The 20,744-nt window shown below is 67.9% G+C and carries 20 protein-coding genes and 1 tRNA gene; 12 read left to right on the top strand and 9 right to left on the bottom strand.

Going from position 1 to position 20,744, the window contains the following annotated elements; genetic code table 11:
- Positions 1 to 3 precede the first annotated feature (3 nt).
- The gene (gene uvrA, locus BN3385_RS18360; RefSeq protein ID WP_059018780.1) at positions 4 to 2,904 is read right to left on the bottom strand and encodes an excinuclease ABC subunit UvrA; all 2,901 of its coding nucleotides are present in this window, start codon (positions 2,902 to 2,904) and stop codon (positions 4 to 6) included.
- 84 nt (positions 2,905 to 2,988) lie between these two features.
- Between uvrA and BN3385_RS18355 the strand changes: the two genes are divergently transcribed.
- From BN3385_RS18355 to BN3385_RS18345, 3 genes are all read left to right on the top strand, one after another.
- Positions 2,989 to 3,666, top strand: coding sequence for an MBL fold metallo-hydrolase (locus BN3385_RS18355; RefSeq protein WP_059022127.1), 678 nt, complete (start codon positions 2,989 to 2,991; stop codon positions 3,664 to 3,666).
- A 123-nt stretch (positions 3,667 to 3,789) separates the two neighbouring features.
- Positions 3,790 to 4,713, top strand: coding sequence for a hypothetical protein (locus BN3385_RS18350; RefSeq protein WP_059018778.1), 924 nt, complete (start codon positions 3,790 to 3,792; stop codon positions 4,711 to 4,713).
- A gap of 65 nt (positions 4,714 to 4,778) precedes the next feature.
- Positions 4,779 to 5,003 (top strand): Rv1893 family protein, encoded by a 225-nt coding sequence (locus BN3385_RS18345; protein ID WP_059018776.1) that lies wholly within the window; start codon positions 4,779 to 4,781, stop codon positions 5,001 to 5,003.
- Positions 5,004 to 5,027: 24 nt separating this feature from the next.
- On the opposite strand, the gene BN3385_RS18340 is transcribed toward BN3385_RS18345, so the two are convergent.
- The gene (locus BN3385_RS18340; RefSeq protein ID WP_059018774.1) at positions 5,028 to 6,050 is read right to left on the bottom strand and encodes a magnesium transporter CorA family protein; all 1,023 of its coding nucleotides are present in this window, start codon (positions 6,048 to 6,050) and stop codon (positions 5,028 to 5,030) included.
- Positions 6,051 to 6,076: 26 nt separating this feature from the next.
- Positions 6,077 to 6,520: a universal stress protein gene (locus BN3385_RS18335; protein ID WP_059018772.1), complete on the bottom strand. Its 444-nt coding sequence runs from the start codon at positions 6,518 to 6,520 to the stop codon at positions 6,077 to 6,079.
- A 385-nt stretch (positions 6,521 to 6,905) separates the two neighbouring features.
- Between BN3385_RS18335 and BN3385_RS18330 the strand changes: the two genes are divergently transcribed.
- Positions 6,906 to 8,402, top strand: a complete 1,497-nt coding sequence (locus tag BN3385_RS18330) for a glycosyltransferase family 39 protein (RefSeq protein ID WP_059018770.1) — start codon at positions 6,906 to 6,908, stop codon at positions 8,400 to 8,402.
- A gap of 17 nt (positions 8,403 to 8,419) precedes the next feature.
- On the opposite strand, the gene BN3385_RS18325 is transcribed toward BN3385_RS18330, so the two are convergent.
- Positions 8,420 to 8,830 carry a hypothetical protein gene (locus BN3385_RS18325; protein WP_231748760.1) on the bottom strand — a complete coding sequence of 137 codons (411 nt, stop codon included), beginning with the start codon at positions 8,828 to 8,830 and terminating at the stop codon, positions 8,420 to 8,422.
- A 5-nt stretch (positions 8,831 to 8,835) separates the two neighbouring features.
- On the opposite strand from BN3385_RS18325, the gene BN3385_RS18320 reads away from it, so the two are divergent.
- The gene (locus BN3385_RS18320) at positions 8,836 to 9,273 is read left to right on the top strand and encodes a hypothetical protein (protein WP_059018766.1); all 438 of its coding nucleotides are present in this window, start codon (positions 8,836 to 8,838) and stop codon (positions 9,271 to 9,273) included.
- Between the two features lie 132 nt (positions 9,274 to 9,405).
- On the opposite strand, the gene BN3385_RS18315 is transcribed toward BN3385_RS18320, so the two are convergent.
- Positions 9,406 to 9,479 (bottom strand) — tRNA-Cys (locus BN3385_RS18315).
- A 98-nt stretch (positions 9,480 to 9,577) separates the two neighbouring features.
- Here BN3385_RS18315 and BN3385_RS18310 point away from each other — a divergent pair.
- Positions 9,578 to 10,285, top strand: coding sequence for an MgtC/SapB family protein (locus tag BN3385_RS18310; RefSeq protein WP_059018764.1), 708 nt, complete (start codon positions 9,578 to 9,580; stop codon positions 10,283 to 10,285).
- Here the strand turns inward: BN3385_RS18310 and BN3385_RS18305 are convergent.
- Together BN3385_RS18305 and uvrB are read right to left on the bottom strand one after the other, a co-directional pair.
- Positions 10,282 to 11,688 (bottom strand): MFS transporter, encoded by a 1,407-nt coding sequence (locus tag BN3385_RS18305; RefSeq protein ID WP_059018761.1) that lies wholly within the window; start codon positions 11,686 to 11,688, stop codon positions 10,282 to 10,284. The two genes, BN3385_RS18310 and BN3385_RS18305, sit on opposite strands and share 4 nt — an antisense overlap.
- 48 nt (positions 11,689 to 11,736) lie before the next feature.
- Positions 11,737 to 13,896 (bottom strand): excinuclease ABC subunit UvrB, encoded by a 2,160-nt coding sequence (gene uvrB, locus BN3385_RS18300; RefSeq protein ID WP_059018759.1) that lies wholly within the window; start codon positions 13,894 to 13,896, stop codon positions 11,737 to 11,739.
- Positions 13,897 to 13,958: 62 nt separating this feature from the next.
- Here uvrB and BN3385_RS18295 point away from each other — a divergent pair, with 62 nt between their 5' ends.
- From BN3385_RS18295 to BN3385_RS18285, 3 genes are read left to right on the top strand one after another with little or no spacing between them, the layout of a single operon-like run.
- Positions 13,959 to 14,258, top strand: a complete 300-nt coding sequence (locus BN3385_RS18295; RefSeq protein WP_059018757.1) for a hypothetical protein — start codon at positions 13,959 to 13,961, stop codon at positions 14,256 to 14,258.
- Positions 14,255 to 14,767 (top strand): ribonuclease FAU-1 family protein, encoded by a 513-nt coding sequence (locus tag BN3385_RS18290; protein ID WP_082690538.1) that lies wholly within the window; start codon positions 14,255 to 14,257, stop codon positions 14,765 to 14,767. Before BN3385_RS18295 ends, BN3385_RS18290 begins: the two co-directional genes overlap by 4 nt.
- A 48-nt stretch (positions 14,768 to 14,815) precedes the next feature.
- Positions 14,816 to 15,334, top strand: a complete 519-nt coding sequence (locus BN3385_RS18285) for a hypothetical protein (RefSeq protein ID WP_059018755.1) — start codon at positions 14,816 to 14,818, stop codon at positions 15,332 to 15,334.
- 4 nt (positions 15,335 to 15,338) lie between these two features.
- Here BN3385_RS18285 and coaE read toward each other — a convergent pair whose 3' ends face one another.
- The gene (gene coaE, locus BN3385_RS18280; protein ID WP_059018753.1) at positions 15,339 to 16,547 is read right to left on the bottom strand and encodes a dephospho-CoA kinase; all 1,209 of its coding nucleotides are present in this window, start codon (positions 16,545 to 16,547) and stop codon (positions 15,339 to 15,341) included.
- 85 nt (positions 16,548 to 16,632) lie between these two features.
- Positions 16,633 to 18,084, bottom strand: coding sequence for a 30S ribosomal protein S1 (gene rpsA, locus BN3385_RS18275; protein WP_059018751.1), 1,452 nt, complete (start codon positions 18,082 to 18,084; stop codon positions 16,633 to 16,635).
- A gap of 171 nt (positions 18,085 to 18,255) precedes the next feature.
- Here rpsA and BN3385_RS18270 point away from each other — a divergent pair, with 171 nt between their 5' ends.
- The 3 genes from BN3385_RS18270 to BN3385_RS28690 all read left to right on the top strand — a co-directional run bounded on the left by BN3385_RS18270 (position 18,256) and on the right by BN3385_RS28690 (position 20,743).
- Entirely contained in the window at positions 18,256 to 19,398 is a 1,143-nt protein-coding gene (locus tag BN3385_RS18270; RefSeq protein ID WP_059018750.1) for a PrsW family intramembrane metalloprotease, read from the top strand.
- Positions 19,399 to 19,509: 111 nt separating this feature from the next.
- Positions 19,510 to 20,529, top strand: a complete 1,020-nt coding sequence (locus BN3385_RS18265) for a ferredoxin-like domain-containing protein (RefSeq protein WP_082690537.1) — start codon at positions 19,510 to 19,512, stop codon at positions 20,527 to 20,529.
- Complete coding sequence (locus tag BN3385_RS28690) at positions 20,510 to 20,743, top strand: hypothetical protein (RefSeq protein ID WP_231748759.1); 234 nt, start codon at positions 20,510 to 20,512, stop codon at positions 20,741 to 20,743. The genes BN3385_RS18265 and BN3385_RS28690 overlap by 20 nt, the downstream gene beginning before the upstream one ends.
- Position 20,744 lies beyond the last annotated feature (1 nt).

The following is a 20,744-nucleotide window of genomic DNA, read 5'->3' as shown; positions in this document are numbered from 1 at the left end:
CTGCTACGCGCTGACCTTGCGCCGCCGGGTGGTGCGCTTGGGCGCCGGAGCTTCGAGGATCTCGGAGAGGAACTTGCCGGTGTAGCTCTCCGGCACCGCCGCGACGTCTTCGGGCGTGCCCTGTGCCACGACCGTCCCGCCGCCGGCACCGCCTTCGGGCCCCATGTCGATGATCCAGTCCGAGGTCTTGATGACGTCGAGGTTGTGTTCGATGACGATCACCGAATTGCCTTTGTCCACAAGACCGTTGATGACCTTGAGCAGCTTGCGGATGTCCTCGAAGTGCAGGCCCGTGGTCGGCTCGTCGAGGATGTAGACCGTCCGCCCGGTAGACCGCTTCTGCAGTTCGGCGGCCAGCTTCACCCGCTGCGCCTCACCACCGGACAGGGTCGGCGCGGGCTGACCCAGCCGCACATAGCCCAGGCCGACGTCGACGAGCGTGCGCAGATACCGGTGGATACCGGTGATCGGCTCGAAGAACTCGGCGGCGTCCTCGATGGACATGTCGAGCACCTCGGAGATGGTCTTGCCCTTGTAGTGCACTTCGAGGGTCTCCCGGTTGTACCGGGCGCCCTGGCACACCTCGCACGGGACGTAGACGTCCGGCAGGAAGTTCATCTCGATCTTGATGGTGCCGTCACCTGAACACGCCTCGCAGCGGCCACCTTTGACGTTGAACGAGAACCGGCCGGGCTGGTAGCCCCGGACCTTGGCCTCGGTGGTCGCGGCGAACAGTGTGCGGATCTTGTCGAACACCCCGGTGTAGGTGGCCGGGTTGGACCGCGGCGTGCGCCCGATCGGCGACTGGTCGACGCGGACCAGCTTGTCGACATGCTCGAGCCCGTTGATCCGGGTGTGCCGGCCCGGCACCTGACGGGCGCCGTTGAGCTTGTTGGCCAGCACCGAGGCCAGGATGTCGTTGACCAGTGTGGACTTTCCCGAGCCCGACACGCCCGTCACCGAGGTGAGAACACCCAGCGGGAAGGCCACGTCGATCTCACGCAGGTTGTGCTCACGGGCACCGACTACGGTCAGCTGCCTGCGCCGGTCGGTGGGGCGCCGGATCGTCGGCACGTCGATGCTCTGCCGGCCCGACAGGTAGGCGCCGGTGATGGAGTTCGGGTTCTTCAGCAGGTCCTGGTACGGCCCGCTGTGCACCACCTGGCCACCGTGCTCACCGGCGGCCGGACCGATGTCGACCACCCAGTCGGAATGGGCGATGGTGTCCTCGTCGTGCTCGACGACGATGAGGGTGTTGCCCAGATCCCTGAGGCGAGTGAGGGTTTCGATCAGCCGGCGGTTGTCACGCTGGTGCAGCCCGATGGAGGGCTCGTCGAGCACGTAGAGCACCCCGACCAGGCCGGAGCCGATCTGGGTGGCCAGCCGGATCCGCTGCGCCTCGCCACCGGACAGCGTGCCCGCGGCACGCGCCAACGACAGGTACTCAAGGCCCACGTCGAGCAGAAAGCCCAGCCGGGACTGCACCTCTTTGAGCACCTGTCCGGCGATCGCCTGCTCGCGGGTCCCCAGGGTGAGCTCGTTGAGGAAGTCCGAGCAGTCGGCGATGGACAGTTCGCAGACCTCGGCGATGGACTTCGCTCCGCGGTCGCCGGCCGCGAGCGTCACCGCCAGGATTTCCGGCTTGAGCCGCGTGCCGTCGCACTCCGGGCACGGAACGTCGCGCATGAAGCCCTCGTAGCGTTCCTTCATCTGCTCGGACTCGGTCTGTTCCATCCGCCGCTGCAGGAAGGCCATCACACCTTCGAAGTCGGCGTAGTACGACCGGGTGCGCCCGTAACGGTTCTTGTAGCGCACGTGAACCTGCTCGTCGCAGCCCTCCAGGATCGCCTTGCGGGCCTTGGCCGGCAGCTTGCGCCACGGGGTGTCGATGTCGAAGCCCAGCGCCTCACCGAGGCCGGACAGCATGCGGGTGAAGTACTCGGCGTTATGGCCCATGGACCACGGCGCCACCGCGCCCTCGGCCAGCGTCAGCTCCGGATCGGGAACCACCAGGTCGGGGTCGACCTCCTTGCGGATGCCCAGGCCGCTGCACTCCGGGCAGGCGCCGTAGGGCGAGTTGAAGGAGAACGACCGGGGCTCGAGGTCGTCGACGGCCAGCGGGTGCCCGTTGGGGCAGGCCAGCTTCTCGGAGAACCGCTGCTCGCGATGCGGGTGATCGTCCTCGCGGTCGACGAATTCCAGCACGACGATGCCGTCGGCGAGGTTCAGCGCGGTCTCGACCGAGTCGGTGAGCCGCTGCTTGGCGCTGGCCTTGACCGTGAGCCGGTCGACGACCACCTCGATATCGTGCTTCTCCTGCTTCTTCAGCTTCGGCGGGTCGGTCAGCGGGTGCACCACACCGTCGACCCGGACCCGGCTGTAGCCCTGGGTGTTGAGCTTGTCGAACAGGTCGACGAACTCTCCCTTACGGGTGCGCACCACCGGCGCCAGCACCTGGAAGCGCAGCCCCTCGTCCATGGCCAGTACCTGGTCGACGATCTGCTGCGGGGTCTGCCGGGCGATGCGCTCACCACAGACCGGGCAGTGCGGGGTACCGGCCCTGGCATAGAGCAGACGCAGATAGTCGTAGACCTCGGTGATGGTGCCGACCGTGGACCGCGGGTTGCGGTTGGTGGACTTCTGGTCGATCGACACCGCGGGCGACAGACCCTCGATGAAGTCCACGTCCGGCTTGTCCATCTGGCCGAGGAACTGGCGCGCGTAGGCACTCAGCGACTCGACGTAGCGGCGCTGCCCCTCGGCGAAGATGGTGTCGAAGGCCAGCGACGACTTACCCGAACCGGACAGCCCGGTGAACACGATGAGACTGTCCCGGGGCAGCTCGAGATCAATGCTCCGCAGGTTGTGCTCACGCGCGCCCTTGACTATCAGCCGGTCAGCCACCAGCTCCCCTTCCTGCGGGTTTTCCGGGCACCCAACACATCGCCCCCATGCTATGTCGACCCTCCGACAAGTAACGTGGCGACCATGACAGTCGTCGACGACACCTACACCGGACATGTCGAGCCGCAGGCCTCGGCGCGGCGCACGCTGCCTGGGGCGACGATCATCAAGACGTCGGTGGGCCCCATGGACAACAACGCCTACCTGGTGACGTGTTCCACGACCGGGCAGAGCCTGCTGATCGACGCCGCCAACGACCCGGAGTTGCTCGTCGAACTGGTCGGCGAGTACGCACCCAAGCTGGATCTCATCGTGACCAGCCACCAGCACTTCGACCACTGGCAGGCGCTGTCGGCGGTGGCCGAGGCCACCGGCGCCCCGACGGCGGTCCACCAGCTCGACGCCGAGCCGCTGCCGGTCACCCCGGACCGGTTCCTGGCGGGTGGGGACACCATCGACGTGGGTGATCTCACCTTCGACGTCATCCATCTTCGCGGCCACACCCCCGGTTCGGTGGCCCTTGCGCTGCGGCCCGGCGGTGAGCGCACCGCCACCCAGCTGTTCACCGGCGACTGCCTGTTCCCGGGCGGCGTCGGAAAGACTTGGGAACCAGGCGCTTTCGAGGAACTCCTGGCAGATGTCAGCAGCCGGCTGTTCGACGCCTATGGCGACGACACCGTCGTCTACCCCGGCCACGGCGATGACACCACCCTGGGCGCCGAACGCCCGCACCTGCAGGAATGGCGCGAACGCGGCTGGTGAGGCACATCGGGCCGGGGGCTGTGTGTCTGTGTGACGTTTCAACGCGATCCGGCCACCGCAGGCCCGTCCCCGGCATAGCATCGGCTCACAGGACACACCCAGCCTCGTGACCAAGGAGGCGAAATGAATCGCCGCGCCTGTTGCACTCACACCTTCGTTGCCACTGCGGCCCTCGGGGCGCTGACGCTGGGCGGGCTGGCCTCCGCCCCGAACGCCGACGCCTCGTGCGCGTCGTTCTTCGGGATCGGCAACACCGCCGAGTGCACCAGCAATCTGACGTCGATCGCCATTGCCATCGGCACCAATGCCACGGCGAAGGCCAACGGACTGTTCGGCGCGGCGTTCGCGGTGGGAACCAACGCCGGGGCGCAGACCGACGGTCCGCTGAGCTTCGCGACAGCGGTGGGTGACGGAAGCGCGGCGACCACCGACAGCGGGGCCCTCTCGGTCGCGCTCGCCGGTGGCGTCAACGCCTCGGCCAGTGCCGGACAAGCCACCCCCTACGCACCGGCGTCAGTCGGCAACGTCGCTGTCGCCTTGTGCACCAAGGACTGCATCGCCGATTCCCGGGGCATCGCCAATGTCGCGATCAACCTCTTCGGCGATACGTCCGATGTCGGCGTCCAGGGCAGCGCAACTGTCGCGGCTGACGTCGGGGGCACGGAATCGTTCACGTCGGTGTACGGCAACTTCAGCAACGCCCTGTCGCTGTTCGGTACCAAGAGCAACACCTCGGCGAGCTCGATGACGGTCGCGTTCCTCAGCACCGCCTTCACTATCGGCAGCCGTGGCACCGGATCGGTGACACAAGTGGTCCAGGCCGGTCCAGGTCCATTCGCGATCGCCGGCTCGATCTTCCAGACCGACGCCATCGTCACCAAGGCCGGACCGGGATTCAACATCAACGGCATCGCCGTCGGGGGCGCCTCGGCTCTCGGCAAGCGCTCGCCCCAATCAGGTTCTGCTGCAAAAACTTCCACCTCGAACAGCACGAAGAAGGCCGCCGGCCGCTCGGGCTCCAAGAGCACCGGCGGCAGCGCCCGATAGCCGGCATCCCCCGCGGCGCGGCGAACGGGTCTAGTGTCGACACCAGCCAACACCAGGAGGATCCGATGGGCTTTGATCCGAAAGACGCACTCGACGCGGCCAGGGACATCGCGACCCATGCCGTCGAGAAGGCCTCCGACATCGTCGAGGACGCGGCACACGTGCTGCGCGGAAACGTCACCGAGGGCGTCGGCGCGATCGTGTCCGACTCCGTCGACATCGCCACCCACGCCGTGGAACGCACCAAAGAGGTGTTCACCGGCGGCGATGACGTCGACGACGACACCTAGCCGCTAACCGAACACCCGCCCGCCTCAGATCCAGCCGCGCCGCTTGAACGCCACATAGAGCAAGGCCGAGGTGATCAGGATGATCGCGGCGCTCGCGATCACCCCGACTGCGCTGTTGAAACCCGGGTACGGCACATTCTGGCCGTACCACCCCGTCACCGCCGTCGGGACCGCGATGATCGCCGCCCAGCCGGTCAGCTTCTTCATGATCGTGTTCAGCCGGGCATCCTGCAGGGACAGGTTCGTCTCGAACACGGTGGTGATCATGTCGCGCAGCGACTCGGTCCACTCCGCGGCGCGGATGACGTGGTCGTAGAGGTCGGCGTACCAGCTGTCGAGTTCGACGGTGTCCCCGCGCTCGGCGCGGCGCCGCATGATCGTGTTGATCACCTCGCGCATGGGCAGGACGATGCGCCGCAATTCGACGAGTTCCTTGCGGAGCCGGTAGGTATCGCGCTGGATTGTGCGAGTCTGGGCCCGGTCATCGAACAGGCCGTCCTCGAGTGCCTCGATGGCGTCGTCGAGGTCCTGGATGGTCTCGAACTGGCCGTCGACGATCACGTCGAGCAGTCCGTGCAGCAGCGCAGGACTTCCCAGCCTCAACAAATCGGCGTTGTCATCCCAGCGACGAACCGCCTCGTCGACATCGAAAACCGGTGCAGCAGGATGGTTTTCGTGGCGGACGGTCACGATGCCACCGTGTAGCACGAAGATCGACACCCGCGCGGTGAGCAACCGGGACTCCAGATCGTTGGGCAGCTGTGGACCCAGAGCCGTGGCGTACACGGTCAGGAACGTGTGTGTGGCATACCGAGTCGCTTTGGTGCGCTCACTGCGCTCGACGACATCCTCGACCGCGTGTTCGTCGAGACTGAGCTCCTCGGCCAGCCGGCACAACATGTCGTGGTCGGGGTTGCACAGGTCTACCCAGACCAGCGAGTCGTCCTCGCCGAGGTGCATCGACACGTCGGCGAGCGGGAAGTTCTCGGCCTTGAGCTCACCGGAGACCCAGAGCCGAGTGCGAACGGCGTTCGGTGCCGTGCTCACCGACGTGGACGGAGAGTTTCCCGCGCTCAGGTGGTGTGCACGATGAGCACGTCGCTCTTGGAGCGGCGCGCCACGTTGGCAGGCACCGAGCCCAGCAGACGGCCGGCGATCGTGCTCAGGCCGACGTTGCCGACGACCAGAAGATCGGCGTTGACCTCTTCGGCGAGCTCCACCAGGGCATCCACGGGCGCGCCGACGACGGCCCGCTCCTCGATGTTCGCCGCACCGGCGGCCTTGGCGCGGTCACGGGCCTCGCGCAGGATTGCGTAGATGGGGGCGTTGCCCGACATCTTGTAACCCTCGTCCTTCAACAGGTCGGCGGCGCGGGTGTCCTCCGAGGCCGGGAAGTAAGCGGTCGCCACGATGACCTTCGCGTCAGGGTCGGAGGCGAGCTGGCCCGCCCGATCGACTGCACGCAGCGAGGAATCCGAGCCGTCCGTGCCGACGACCACGGTCTTGTAACCGCCCATCCGTACCCTCCAGTCTCCAATGACAGCGCCATCCGGAACAGTAACGCCTCGGCACCACGCCAGGGTGCGATTCACCCCACGCGGCACTTTCGCAACGTCGTGGGACGCCACTTTACCGGGGAAAACGCATTTCCCGGTAGGTGCGGTGAGTTTCGCGACAACACGCCGAATTGCAAATCCGGATCGCACGGAATGACGTTTGTCGGTGGCGCCACACCATTGGCCATATCTAATTGCGCTCCGAATTCAGCGCATCCGACACCGCCTGCCGCGCGGCCGCCAGCCGTGCAGGCTACCGTTTTGCACCAAAGGAGATGGGTACGGGATCACCGGCGTGAGCATTACTTTCCGGCCAGAGCGAGTCACTGGCGTCGTTGCGGGGTCAGTGCGCCCCGCGCGGCAACTCGATGCTGTCGCGGTCGGCATCTTCGCCGTCGTGGTCAGCGCGGCGGGCGCAGCACGGCCTTCGTTGTGGTTCGACGAGGCAGCCACCATTTCCGCCGGCACGCGCAGCGTTCCGGAATTGTGGCGCATGCTCGGCAACATCGACGCCGTCCACGGCCTCTACTACCTGGTGATGCACGGCTGGTTCGCGATCGTGCCGGCGACCGAGTTCTGGTCGCGGTTGTCCAGTTCCCTGGCGATCGGACTGGCCGCGGCGGGCGTGGTGGTGTTGGGCCGTCAACTCTCGACCCGATCGGTTGCCGTGACGGCCGGCGTGATGTTCGCTCTTCTCCCCCGCGTCACCTGGGCGGGGATCGAAACCCGCTCGTATGCCCTGTGCATGGTGGCCGGGGTGTGGCTGACGGTGTTGTGTATCAGCGCAATTCGGCACAACCAGGCGCGGTGGTGGGCGGCGTACTCCGCGCTGGTGGCGGTCGGGACAGTGCTGAACGTGTTCGTGGTGCTGATTCTCGGTGTGCACGCCGTCCTGGTGGCCGTTCTGACCGATGCGCGCAGTATCCGGTTGCGCTGGGGCGGCGCGGCGTTAGCCGCTGCCGCGGCGGTGACGCCGTTCCTGCTGTTCTCCCAGACCCAGCTGTTCCAGGTCGGGTGGATCTCGCGGCTGGGCACCCAGACGGTGGGAAAGATCCTGCAGGAGCAATACTTCGACCACTCGCTGTCCTTCGCCATCCTGGCCGCGGTGACAATCGTGGCCGCACTGCTGTGCCGCTCCCGGGCCCTCGGCGTCAGCGGCGATCAGCCGGCCCGGCTCGTCATCGTGGCCGTCGCGTGGATCGCGATCCCCACCGTTGCCCTGCTGATCTACTCGGTGGTGCGCCACCCCGTCTACTACCCGCGCTACCTGTCGTTCACCGCACCGGCGATCGCCCTGCTGCTCGGTCTGTGCGTCGTCGTCGTGGGGCGTTCACGGGCCGGGATCACCGCTCTGCTGCTGGCATTCGCCTTCGCGGCAACCCCGAACTACCTCGCGCAACGCGGCCCCTACGCCAAAGAGGGCATGGACTACAGCCAGGTCGCCGACATCATCACCCGGCACGCCAAGCCCGGTGACTGCCTGGTGATGGACAACTCGGCGGCATGGAAGCCGGGCCCGATCCGACCGTTGATCGCCGCCCGGCCCGCTGCCTTCGCCACGCTGCACGACTACGGCCGAGGGATGCCCGCGATCCAGCGAAACCGGCTGTGGGACAGCCATGTTGCGATCTGGACCTGGGCCGACAAGATGCCCGGCTGCCCGGCGATCTGGACGGTCACCGAGCGTGACGCGACGCTGCCCGACCACGAGCAGGGTCCCGACCTCAAGCCCGGTCCCCGGCTGGGCCGGGCGATGGCCTATCAGGTTCCCAGCCGCTTCGGCTTCCGGGTGGTGGAGCGCTGGCAGTTCAGCTTCGCCCAGGTGACCAAGTCGACGCGGTAACCGCCGGTAGGCCGGTCTCAGTCGTCGAACCAGCGACCACCCTTGGGCAGGTCCGCCCCGAGCACCGCGCCGGCGGGTGCACCCGAGGTCGGACCCACCTTGCCCGCCGACCATCCGGTACCGACGCACAGCAGGTCGCGCGGTGTGGAGATCGACGTCGGCAGCGGGATCCCGAACCCGGGGATGCCCGGGATCGTGACCTGCGGCGGTGACAGCAGCGTCGCGACACCCTGGGCCACCGCGGGCAGCACCTCGGCGGGCGGCGTCGGCAACGATCCTGCGGCGTTGGCGATCGGTGCGGCCGGGATCAGGCTCGGCAGCCCGGGGGTGCTGGCCGCGGCGTTGACGCCCGGGTTGCCGGGCACGGCACGCGGAGGCGGTCCCGGGCACCCCGCCCGGGACCGCGGCAGGCGGGGTGGAGGTGCCACCGACGATGCCGCCCGGAGGGGTACCGGGGACGGCGGCGGGCGGAGTGGGCACGGTGCGGGAAACTCCGGTGCCCGGGGCGCCGGGGACCGAGGCAGGCGGCGTCGCGCCACTGGTCACCGCGCGGGTGCCAGGGGCGCCGGGAACGCTGGCCGGGGGCACCTTGATGGTGCCGGGAACGGTGGCCGGCGGGACCGGCCCGCCGGCGACCGGCGGGTTGTTGGTGAAGATCGACGACGCCGCGCCGGGCACGCCCTGGCTCAGGTCGGGCGGATTGGCGGCGACCTGCTGGATGATGTTGACGCACGGAATACCGGGTGCAATGTCGGCCACCGCGCGTGGGCTGAACAAAGGAGCCGTCCAGAAGCACCCAGCAGTCGCCATAGCGGTGACCGCCGCTATGCGATTGGTGGTTCGAGACATGGTTCCCCCGTTCTTGTGGTGAGGCCTGACGGGAAAACTACAGACGTGTAAGTTCCGCGCGGCGGTGCCCTTCGGGGGGTTACCGAACTGTTGCTAAGCGGTGCCGCGGCAGTTACCCGGGCCGTGACACGACGCCGGAACGGGGCCAAGAACGTGGAGCGAGTGACGGGATTCGAACCCGTGTAAACGGCTTTGCAGGCCGGTGCCTAGCCACTCAGCCACACCCGCACGTGTTGGTCACGATTCCAGCACGGCACGGCCCCGACCAGCGTTTCGATCAGCGTGAGCACTAGCTGACCGGGCCCCACGCGCCTTACCGTGTCGTCATGCAGACCTGGTTGGCCGACCCGCCCCTGCTCGGCGGCCCCGGACAGGGCACCCGCCAGATCGTCGAACTGCTGATCGCGTTCGGCCTCACCGCATTGATCGGACTCGAGCGCGAGGTGCACGGCAAGGCCGCGGGTCTGCGCACCCAGACGATCGTCGGCACCGCGGCGGCGCTGATCCTGATCATCAGCAAGTACGGCTTTTCCGACGTGCTCAGCCCCGGGACGGTCGAGGTTGATCCGTCCCGGGTGGCCGCCCAGATCGTCTCGGGTATCGGGTTCCTGGGCGCCGGTCTGATCATCACCCGACAGGGCGCCGTGCACGGTCTGACCACCGCGGCGGCGATCTGGGAGTGCGCCGCTATCGGCATGGCCGCCGGCGCGGGTCTGGTCAAGTTGGCGATCGTCGTGACGATCCTGCATTTCGTGATCGTGCTGGGCTTCACCCCGCTGACGCAGCGGCTGACCGCGCGGCTGTCCGGCTCGGTCCGGCTGCACATCACCTATGTGCCGAATCACGGTGTGATCGGCCGCATCCTGCACGCCTGCGACAAACACCAGTGGACGTTGTCCGAACTCAACAGCGATCCCGACGGCGGGGTCCTGCTGACCTTGACCGGCGCGGGAATCCGGCACGCCCCCAGCGCCGTCGCCAGCGTCGACGGCGTCACCAGCGTCCGCCGCATGGCCGGCAAGGACGACGACTAGGCCGACACCCGACCGCGCCCCGAACGGGTGGAGGCCACCACACCGACCGCCGCCAGCACCGCGAACAACCCGAACATCGAGCGACTCGAAGTGACGTCGGGGGTGTCGCGCAGGTTGACCACAACACCGGCCAGACCCGCCCCGAACGCACCGCACATCAGCTGAACGGTGCTGATCGCGGCCGCGGCCACCGCCTGTTGCGCCGGGTCGCCGACGACGGAGCCCATCGCCCAGGCCGACAGATGCGGCCACGCCATCCCGATGCCGGCCCCCGTCAGCGCCAGCGCCGCCGCCCACACCAGGACGAGTTGTGTTGAGGCATGGTCATTTTGGGTCACCGCGGCCACAGCGAGACCGACCGCCATCACCAGCGGCGCGACGGCGACCACCTGCACGGTGCGACGGGCATTGGTGATCGAGGCGCTGGCGATCTCACCGACCGTCCACCCCACCGACAGCGCCGCCCCGAGGAAGCCCGCGAAGATCGGTGCCAGCCCGCCGAGCCGCTGACCGAAAAGCGGAACGTACATGTCCACCATCGTGGCGGCCATCAGCAAGCCCAGCGTGAGGTAGATCCACTTCAGCGGTCCGGACCCAAACGCCAAGCGCGGCAACACCGCAGCCTTGAGCCGTCGATCGACCACAAGGAAGGTCCCCACCAATACCAGGCCTACCGCCAGCAGGCCTGCGATGACCGCGGGGTTGCGCGGGATCGCGGCGGCGCTGACCGCCAGCGCGGCCATCCCCAGCAGCAGCAGTGACCAGATCGGGATACCGGTGCGCGCCGGATCCTCGCCCGTCGACTCGGTGCGGGCCGGTAGCGCGATCGGCACCAGCACGCTCATCGCGACCGCCAGCACGGCCAGCGATCCGAATCCGCCTCGCCAGAAACCGAATTGGGCGAACAACCCACCCGTCGCGGGTCCGACGAGGGTGCCGATGCCCCACATCGCCGACACCACCGCCGAGGCGCGGGTCCACAGCCGGTCCGGTAGCGCAGCGCTGATCACCGCATAGCCCAGACCCGCGAGCACACCCCCGGCCAGCCCCTGGGCCACCCGGCCCACCAACAGCAGCTGCATCGAGGGCGCGGCCGAGCAGAGCGCACTTCCGGCGGCGAAGCTCAGCAGGGCACCGAGATAGGACGAGCGCGGACCGAACCGGGTCAGCAACGGCCCCACCGTCGTTGCGGCCACCACCGATGAGACGAGATACACCGTCGTCACCCACGCGTAGAGCCGCTCGCCGCCGATATCGGCGACGGTGCTGGGCAATAGGCTCATCGTGATGAACTCGTTGATGGCGTAGATCGCCACCCCACCGGCCAGGACGACGGTGGCGCCGAGGTGGTTGCCCAGTAGTTCGCGCCAACTCCCCGCGGCTGACGCCGTCTTCCCGGTCATGTGCATCACCGTAGAGGCTCAACCGCGGTTGAGCTCAAGCGCGGCGGCCTATTTCAGGCCGGCGGCGTCCATTCCACGCAGTTCCTTCTTCAGGTCGGCGATCTCGTCGCGGATCCGGGCCGCCAGTTCGAACTGCAGATCCCGGGCCGCCGCCATCATCTGCGCGGTGAGGTCCTTGATCAGATCCGCCAGTTCGGCGCGCGGCATCGTCGAAGTGTCGCGGCCCTCGACGATGCCCGCACTGACCGCCCGGCCGGGCTCGCCTTGTGCGCGCCGTCCGCGCGACGAGTTGCGGCCCGATCCGCCGATCTCCACCGACTCGGTGTCGTCTGCTTCGCGGTACACCTGGTCGAGGATGTCGGCGATCTTCTTGCGCAGCGGCTGCGGGTCGATGCCGTTCTCGGTGTTGTAGGCGATCTGTTTGGCGCGGCGGCGCTCGGTCTCGTCGATCGCCTCTTTCATCGAGTCCGTGAGTTTGTCGGCGTACATGTGCACCTCACCGGACACGTTGCGCGCCGCGCGGCCGATGGTCTGGATGAGGCTTCGGGTGGAGCGCAGGAACCCTTCCTTGTCGGCGTCGAGGATGGACACCAGCGACACCTCAGGCAGGTCGAGACCCTCACGCAGCAGGTTGATGCCGACCAGCACGTCGTACTCCCCCAGCCGCAGCTGGCGCAGCAACTCCACTCGGCGCAGCGTGTCCACCTCGGAGTGCAGGTACCGGACCCGGATGCCCATCTCGAGCAGGTAGTCGGTGAGGTCCTCGGCCATCTTCTTGGTCAACGTGGTGACCAGCACCCGCTCGTCGCGTTCGGTGCGGGCCCGGATCTCGCCGATCAGGTCGTCGATCTGACCCTTGGTGGGCTTGACCACCACCTTCGGATCGAGCAGGCCGGTCGGGCGGATCACCTGTTCCACGAACTCGCCACCGGTCTGGGCCAGCTCGTAGGGACCCGGGGTGGCCGACAGGTACACCGTCTGGCCGATCCGATCGGCGAACTCCTCCCAGGTCAGGGGGCGGTTGTCCACCGCCGACGGCAGCCGGAAGCCGTACTCCACCAGGTTGCGCTTGCGGGACATGTCGCCCTCGTACATGCCGCCGATCTGCGGGACGGTCACGTGCGATTCGTCGATGACCAGCAGGAAGTCGTCCGGGAAGTAGTCGAGCAGCGTGGCGGGCGCCGATCCGGCGGGACGGCCGTCGATGTGCCGTGAGTAGTTCTCAATCCCCGAGCAGAAGCCGACCTGGCGCATCATCTCGATGTCGTAGTTGGTGCGCATCCGCAGCCGCTGGGCCTCCAGCAGCTTGCCCTGGTTCTCCAACTCGGCCAGCCGCTGCGCCAATTCCTCTTCGATGGTCGAGATGGCCTGGGCCATCCGCTCCGGCCCCGCGACGTAGTGGGTGGCCGGGAAAATCCGCAGCGAGTCGACCTTGCGGACCACATCACCGGTCAGCGGGTGCAGGTAGTACAGCGCTTCGATCTCGTCGCCGAAGTACTCGATGCGCACGGCGAGTTCCTCGTAGGACGGGATGATCTCCACCGTGTCGCCCCGCACCCGGAAGGATCCGCGGGTGAACGACATGTCGTTGCGGGTGTACTGCACGTCGACCAGCAGCCGCAGCAGGCCGTCGCGCGGCACCTCCGAGCCGACCTGCAGTTCCACCGAGCGATCCAGGTAGGACTGCGGGGTGCCCAGGCCGTAGATGCACGACACCGAGGCCACCACCACGACATCGCGCCGCGACAGCAGGCTCGAGGTGGCCGAGTGCCGCAGCCGCTCGACATCGTCGTTGATCGAGCTGTCCTTCTCGATGTAGGTGTCGGTCTGGGCGATGTACGCCTCGGGCTGGTAGTAGTCGTAATAGCTGACGAAGTATTCGACAGCGTTGTGCGGCAACATCTCTCGCAGCTCGTTGGCCAACTGCGCGGCCAGCGTCTTATTGGGTGCCATCACCAGGGTGGGCCGCTGCAGACGCTCGATGAGCCAGGCGGTGGTGGCCGACTTGCCGGTGCCGGTGGCGCCCAGGAGCACCACGTCGCGCTCCCCCGACCTGATCCGGCGTTCCAGGTCCTCGATCGCGGCGGGCTGGTCCCCGGCCGGCAAGTACTCGCTGACCACCTCGAACCGGGCCCCGGTACGCACGACGTCCTCAACCGCGCGGTACTCCGAATGCGCGAGGACGGGATGTTCGGTTGCGAAGGCCATGTGTCCAGGTTAAGCGCCCCCACCGACACATTCATTCCCGCTGGATTCCGTACGCTATCGCCGTGCCCGAACCATTGCGGATCAGCCTGCGCATCCTGGGATTAGTGCTGCTCATCGTCGCGCTGGGCTGTCTGGTCGCCCTGGTGTGGCCGGGCCCGTTCCGGGTGGCCGAGGCGATGGGCCGCAGCTGCGCCAACGATCGGCTCGGCACCAACTACCAGTGCGACTGGCTCGACGCCGCCGACATCCTGCTGACCGCGTTCGGTGTCACCCTGGTCGGCGGATTCGTGCTGCGCCTGATCACCCGCCCGGCCGGGCAGGGTCCCCGCACTCTCGACCTGCGCTGGCTGCGTCGCCGGTGAGCGGTCACGTCCATCCCCCCAAACGCGAGACCTTCGATCTGGCGGCACGGACGAACACCGATAACAAGGGCATCGTGCGTGCGGTCGACGAGTTCGTGGTGCAGCCGTGGGGGCTCTACATGGCCCGCCCGACACCCGGCCGGGCCCAATTCCATTACCTGGAGTCCTGGCTGCTGCCCTCGCTGGGTCTGCGGGCCAACGTCTTCCACTTCAATCCCGGCCACGAACAGCCGCAGGACTACTACCTGGACATCGGTGAGATCACCGTCGGCGACGCCGTCTGGCAGACCGAGGACCACTACCTCGACATCGTGGTCCGCACCGGGGTCAGCGCCGACCTCGTCGACGTCGACGAACTGCTCGACGCGCACCGCGACGGCCTGGTCAGCACCGCGGTCGCCGACTCCGCCGTCCAGAAGGCCACGGCGACGATCGCCGGGCTGGCCCGGTTCGGCCACGACCTGAACGCCTGGCTTGCCGCCGCGGGTATCACCCTGAGCTGGCGCTGACCGGCAACGTTTCAGCAGCCCGGGGCGTAACGAGTAGTCTCGCTACACATGAGCCCCACCAAGCACAGATGGCTGGCCGCAGCCCTGGGCGCGGTGATGGTCGCGGGGTCTCAGTTAAGCCTGGCTCCGGCTCAGGCCGACCCGGAACCGCCCGCACCGACCGACGCACCGGCGCCCACCGGCGAGGTGCTGCACAACGTGACCTACCGGGCCCGTGCCGACGGCACCTCCCGCGGCGCCGTGGTGGCCTACAAGATCGACGACAACAACGTCAACAGTGACCAGCCGACGCTGCTGCCCGGCTTCACGTTCGAGGTAAACACGGTCATGAAAGACCCGAAGCAGGCCGGCATGGAGATCTCGATCCAGTGGCCCTACGGGTCCAACCTGCACTGCGAGATTCTCGTGGACGACCAGACCGTGGCCCAGGCTGATCAGTTCATCGCCCCGCGTCTCTTCCGGGTCAAGGACGACCCGCTGTACGGCACGCTGCAGTGCGGTGCGCCGCTGAACACTCCCAGCCCCTCGGAGGCGGCGCCGGCCGACGCGCCGGCCCCGGCCGCCTGAGCACTCAGGGGCGCCAACCGGTGGTGTCGGCCCACTCCCACGCGCGCCGGTACGCGTCGAGGAACCACGGCTCCTTGGCCTCGGCGTAGCGCGCCACATCGTCGTGGCGGGCCGCGGCGCGCTTGACCGCCAGATAGTCCGACTGCACACCGGGGTTGGCGGTCAGCCAGTCGACGAACAACAAAGCGAACTGCTGGCCGGGCCAGCCGTCCACCCGGATGTGCACATTCGTCGGGCGTCCCGGATCTCCTGAGGCGTGGAATCGCTTGTGCCACAGCAAGTTTTCGTTGGTGTGGTCGAACTGTCCGACTGTGCTGCGGGCGTCGGCCTTGGGTACATCGGCGGTGATCGCCCCGACCCGGGGGTACCCGGCGCGCAGCAGGTCCGCGGCGAGTTCGTCGGCCACTTCGAGCGAGGCCACCGTCACCTGGACGTCGATGACGTCCTTGGCGTCCATGCCCGGGACGGCGGTGGAGCCGATGTGGTCGATCCGCACGGCGCGATGCCCGCAGGTGGTGTTCAGCCGGGCCACGATGCGGCGGGCCTGGTCGGCCCAGGTCGGGTCGGCCGCGACCAGGTCCGGCTTGCCGTGCACCGGGGTCGCGGTGGTGAGGTTGTGCGCGAACGGCAGGATGCGCTGGTACCAGAGGTCGCGGGCCTTCTCGACGAGTTCACCCGAGCTGCCGGCATTGTCCAGCCAGACGTCGGCAACCTGGCGTCTTTGCTCCTCGGTCGCCTGGGCGGCGATGCGGGCCCGGGCGTCGGCCTCGGTGAACCCGCGGTACTCGATCAGTCGCGCCACCCGCACCTCGGGATCGGCGTTGACGATCACCACCAGCGGGAACATCGGCGCCATCTGGGACTCCACCAGCAGCGGAATGTCCTCGACGATCACCGCATCCTCACCGGCGGCGGCGATGAGCTCCGAGCGACGGTGGGCCACCAGCGGGTGCACGATCCCGTTCAGGGTCTGCCGCTTGTCCTCGTCACTGAAGGCGATCGCGGCCAGGGCGGGCCGATCCAGGGCGCCGTCCGGCCGCAGGATCTGCACCCCGAACGCGTCGACGAGCTTGGACAACCCCTCGGTGCCCGGCTCAACGACCTCGCGGGAGATGACGTCACCGTCGACGACGATGCCGCCGCACTCCGAGAACGTCGCGGACACCGTGGACTTGCCGGCGCCGATCCCGCCGCTGAGTCCGATCCGAAGCATCTTCGACTCCTCCTAGGCTCCTCAAACGAAACCGCGCAGGAAGCCCGAAGACTTCCTGCGCGATTCCAATCTCGACAGGTGAGAGCTAGGCGTTGCCCGCCAGCTTCTCCCGCAGGGCCGCGAGCTGGGCGTCGCTGGCCAGCGAACCGCCGGCCGACTCGCCCGAGCTCGAGGAGGAGGACGACGAGCCGTTGCCCGCGGGCCGCTCGGCGGCCTCGGCCTCGGCCTTGGCGAACTTCTCCATCTGCGCGGTGTGCATCTTGTGCCGCTGCTCGGCCTCGGCGTACCGGGCCTCCCATTCGGTGCGCTGCTTGTCGAAGCCTTCGAGCCACTCGTTGGTGTCGGCGTCGAAGCCCTCGGGGAAGATGTAGTTGCCCTGCTCGTCGTAGCTGTCGGCCATGCCGTACTTCGAGGGGTCGAACTCCTCGGTGTAGTCCTCGTTGGCCTGCTTGAGGCTCAGCGAGATGCGGCGACGCTCCAGGTCGATGTCGATGACCTTGACCATGGCGTCGTCGCCCACCTGGACGACCTGATCCGGCACCTCGACGTGGCGCTCGGCCAGCTCGGAGATGTGGACCAGACCCTCGATGCCCTCCTCGACGCGGACGAACGCACCGAACGGCACCAGCTTGGTGACCTTGCCCGGCACGATCTGACCGATCGCGTGGGTGCGGGCGAAGTGACGCCACGGGTCTTCCTGGGTGGCCTTCAGCGACAGCGAGACGCGCTCGCGGTCCATGTCGACGTCGAGCACCTCGACGGTGACCTCGTCGCCCACCTGAACCACCTCGGACGGGTGATCGATGTGCTTCCAGGACAGCTCGGAGACGTGCACCAGGCCGTCGACCCCACCGAGGTCGACGAACGCGCCGAAGTTGACGATCGAGGACACGACACCCTTGCGGATGGCGCCCTTCTGCAGCTGGTTGAGGAACTCGCTGCGGACCTCGGACTGCGTCTGCTCCAGCCAGGCACGACGGCTCAGAACCACGTTGTTGCGGTTCTTGTCGAGCTCGATGATCTTGGCCTCGATCTCCTTGCCGATGTAGGGCTGCAGATCGCGGACACGGCGCATCTCGACGAGGGAGGCGGGCAGGAAGCCGCGCAGGCCGATGTCGAGGATCAGGCCGCCCTTGACGACCTCGATGACGGTGCCCTTGACGGCCTCGTCCTTCTCCTTGAGCTCCTCGATGGTGCCCCAGGCGCGCTCGTACTGGGCGCGCTTCTTGGACAGGATCAGGCGGCCTTCCTTGTCCTCCTTGGTGAGGACCAGGGCTTCCACCTTGTCGCCGACGGACACAACCTCATTGGGGTCGACGTCGTGCTTGATGGAGAGCTCACGGGACGGGATGACGCCTTCGGTCTTGTAACCGATGTCGAGCAGAACCTCGTCCCGGTCGACCTTGACGATCGTCCCGTCGACGATGTCGCCATCGTTGAAGTATTTGATGGTTTTGTCGATGGCGGCGAGGAAGTCCTCAGCCGAGCCGATGTCGTTGACGGCTACTTGCGGCGAGGTGACGGTGGGACTTGGCATATTGTTGGGTTGCTCCGGACAGGGTCGATCGTAGGGACAGTTTCTTTGGGTGTACCCGCACGCTGCCTATTCAGAGCGAGCGCACACAGGTACTGTCCGAGCCTACTCGACTGGGCACACGCTGGACAAACTCGGGTCCGCGAGGCTCTTCCCGCCGACTAGTCTCCACTCGTGTCCTACGCCACGTTGCCACCGCTGCCGCGCCCGATCCGCAAGGTCGGAGCGCCCCTGGCCGCGATCATCGCCTGCGGCACCGTCGCGGGCCTGATCTTGATCCTGCTGACCGCGGTGAACCCGGTCGGCACGACCATCGGGTTCGTCCTGTCGACCCTGGCCATGGTCCTGGTGCTGCTGTGTTACCTGTGGCTGGACCGCTGGGAGCCCGAACCGCCGCGACTGCTGGTCTTCGCGTTCCTGTGGGGCGCGTCGGTGGCGATCGTGGTGTCGGTGATCCTGGAACTGCTCGTCGAGTCCGCGGTGAACGCCGGCCAGGACGAGACCAGCTTCTTCACGGTGGCCGTCGCCGCGCCGGTTATCGAGGAGGCCGCCAAGGGGGCGTTCCTGCTGTTGATGATGACCGGGGTGCGCCGCCACGAGCTGAACTCGCTGACCGACTGCCTGGTGTACGCCGGCGTGACCGCGGTGGGATTCGCCTGGCTCGAGGACATCTTCTACATCGCCAACGGCGAATCGCTGGCCAGCTCGCTGGTGACCGCGGCGATGCGGCTGATCATGGCGCCGTTCGCCCATCCGCTGTTCACCACGTTCACCGGTATCGGCGTGTATTTCGCTCTGCAGCAACGCAATACGGCGGCCAAGGTGGGCTACATCGCGCTCGGGTTCGCCGGGGCGGTGATCATGCACGCGTTGTGGAACGGCTCGGCGCTGGTGAGTCCGGGTGCCTACTTCGGTCTGTACGTGGTGTGGATGATGCCGGTGTTCGCCCTGGCCATCGTGCTGGCCGTCAAGAGCCGCAAGCGCGAGCAGGTGATCGTCGCCCAGAAGCTGCCCGGCATGGTGGCGGCGGGACTGGTGACCCCCGCCGAGACGGCATGGCTGGGCTCGATCAAGACCCGCAAGCAGGTGGTGGCCGCAGCGCGGCAGTTCGGCGGAAAACCCGCGGCCAGCGGGGTCAAGAAGTTCGCCCACCAGGTCATCGAGCTGGCGTTCGTGCGGGACCGGATCGACCGCGGGTTCGGTGATCCCCGGGTGTTCGCGCTGCAGCAGGAGGAGGTCGACGGGGTGGTCGCTGCGCGTGCGGCCGCCGGGCCGGCGCTGCAGTGGCTCAACGGCTACCAGCTGCCCCGGGCCTGAGCAGGCACCCGCTCCCTCGCCCGTGAGCGTGCGCCAAACGCCCGCTGCCGCGGCGTGTCGGCGTACCGACACGCACGCTCGCGGTGATGTCAGGTCTCGTACGGTGGATGGATGATCAGGACGCGTGACGACGACGCGTGCCCGGGCGCACTACAGGTGCACCAGGCCGCCGACGGCGCGCTGGCCCGGCTGCGGATCCCCGGCGGCATGATCTCCGCTGCGCAGTTGTCGGCGCTGGCCGAGGCGGCAGACCAGTACGGCAACGGCACGATCGAACTGACCGCGCGCGGCAATCTGCAACTGCGTGGTGTCAGCGACACCGAGGCGGTCGCCGACGCGGCGGCCACCGCCGGGCTGCTTCCTTCGCCGAGCCACGAGCGGGTGCGCAATATCGTGGCCTCGCCGCTGTCCGGACGGGTCGGTGGCCTGGCCGATGTGCGGCCGTGGGTGACCGAACTCGACCGCGGCATCCAGGCCGATCCGGACCTGGCCCGGCTACCCGGTCGCTTCCTGTTCAGCGTCGACGACGGCTCCGGCGACGTCTCCGGGCTGCGAGCCGACGTGGGGGCACATGTGCTGGGCGAGCAGGTGGCACTGCTGCTAGCCGGCTCAGATACCGGCGTACGGCTGGGTGCCGACGAGGTGGTGAACACCCTGCTGGAGATTGCGCGACGATTCGTCGCCGTGCGCGGAAAGACTTGGCGGGTGGCCGAATTGGCCGATGCCACCTCGCTGCTGGCGGGTTACCCGGTGACCGAGCCGCCTGGCGCGTGCTATCCCCCGACGGTGCGCCCGCCGGTCGGCTGGATCGTCCAGGACGACGGCCGGGTGGCGCTGGGGGCCGGTGTGCCGCTGGGGGGCGGGTTACCCGGTGACCGAGCCGCCTGGCGCGTGCTATCCCCCGACGGTGCGCCCGCCGGTCGGCTGGATCGTCCAGGACGACGGCCGGGTGGCGCTGGGGGCCGGTGTGCCGCTGGGGGTACTGACCGCCCGGCAGGCGCACTTCCTGGCCGCGATCGAGGCACCGGTGGTGATCACGCCGTGGCGTTCGGTTCTGGTGTGCGATCTCGACGAGCCGGTGGCCGACACCTCGCTGCGGGTGCTCGCCCCGATGGGTTTGGTATTCGATGAGACCTCGCGGTGGCTGGATGTCAGCGCCTGCGTCGGCAGTCCCGGCTGTGAGAAGTCGCTGGCCGACGTCCGCGCGGAGGCCACCCGGGCGGTCACTGATCAGACTGTGCACGGCCATGTGCACTATGTGGGCTGCGAAAGAGCCTGTGGCAGTCCACTGTCGGGAGTGGTGATGATCGCCGATGGTGAGGGGTTCCGAGCCGTCGAGCGCTAGG

It is taken from the genome of Mycobacterium sp. M26, assembly GCF_001494595.1.
Lineage (GTDB): Bacteria > Actinomycetota > Actinomycetes > Mycobacteriales > Mycobacteriaceae > Mycobacterium.
Note: the sequence above shows the minus strand (reverse complement) of the source record. Positions and strands in the feature narration are given on the sequence as shown.

Bases quoted from the DNA above. Each gene is read 5' to 3' on its own strand.
- BN3385_RS18345 (WP_059018776.1), top strand. From the start codon at position 4,779: ATGGGCTTTGATCCGAAAGACGCACTCGACGCGGCCAGGGACATCGCG.
- BN3385_RS18320 (WP_059018766.1), top strand. From the start codon at position 8,836: ATGCCGCCCGGAGGGGTACCGGGGACGGCGGCGGGCGGAGTGGGCACG.
- BN3385_RS18265 (WP_082690537.1), top strand. From the start codon at position 19,510: ATGATCAGGACGCGTGACGACGACGCGTGCCCGGGCGCACTACAGGTG.
- BN3385_RS18350 (WP_059018778.1), top strand. From the start codon at position 3,790: ATGAATCGCCGCGCCTGTTGCACTCACACCTTCGTTGCCACTGCGGCC.
- rpsA (WP_059018751.1), bottom strand. From the start codon at position 18,084: ATGCCAAGTCCCACCGTCACCTCGCCGCAAGTAGCCGTCAACGACATC.
- BN3385_RS18310 (WP_059018764.1), top strand. From the start codon at position 9,578: ATGCAGACCTGGTTGGCCGACCCGCCCCTGCTCGGCGGCCCCGGACAG.
- BN3385_RS18305 (WP_059018761.1), bottom strand. From the start codon at position 11,688: ATGACCGGGAAGACGGCGTCAGCCGCGGGGAGTTGGCGCGAACTACTG.
- uvrB (WP_059018759.1), bottom strand. From the start codon at position 13,896: ATGGCCTTCGCAACCGAACATCCCGTCCTCGCGCATTCGGAGTACCGC.
- BN3385_RS18355 (WP_059022127.1), top strand. From the start codon at position 2,989: ATGACAGTCGTCGACGACACCTACACCGGACATGTCGAGCCGCAGGCC.
- BN3385_RS18285 (WP_059018755.1), top strand. From the start codon at position 14,816: ATGAGCCCCACCAAGCACAGATGGCTGGCCGCAGCCCTGGGCGCGGTG.
- BN3385_RS28690 (WP_231748759.1), top strand. From the start codon at position 20,510: ATGGGTTTGGTATTCGATGAGACCTCGCGGTGGCTGGATGTCAGCGCC.
- coaE (WP_059018753.1), bottom strand. From the start codon at position 16,547: ATGCTTCGGATCGGACTCAGCGGCGGGATCGGCGCCGGCAAGTCCACG.
- BN3385_RS18335 (WP_059018772.1), bottom strand. From the start codon at position 6,520: ATGGGCGGTTACAAGACCGTGGTCGTCGGCACGGACGGCTCGGATTCC.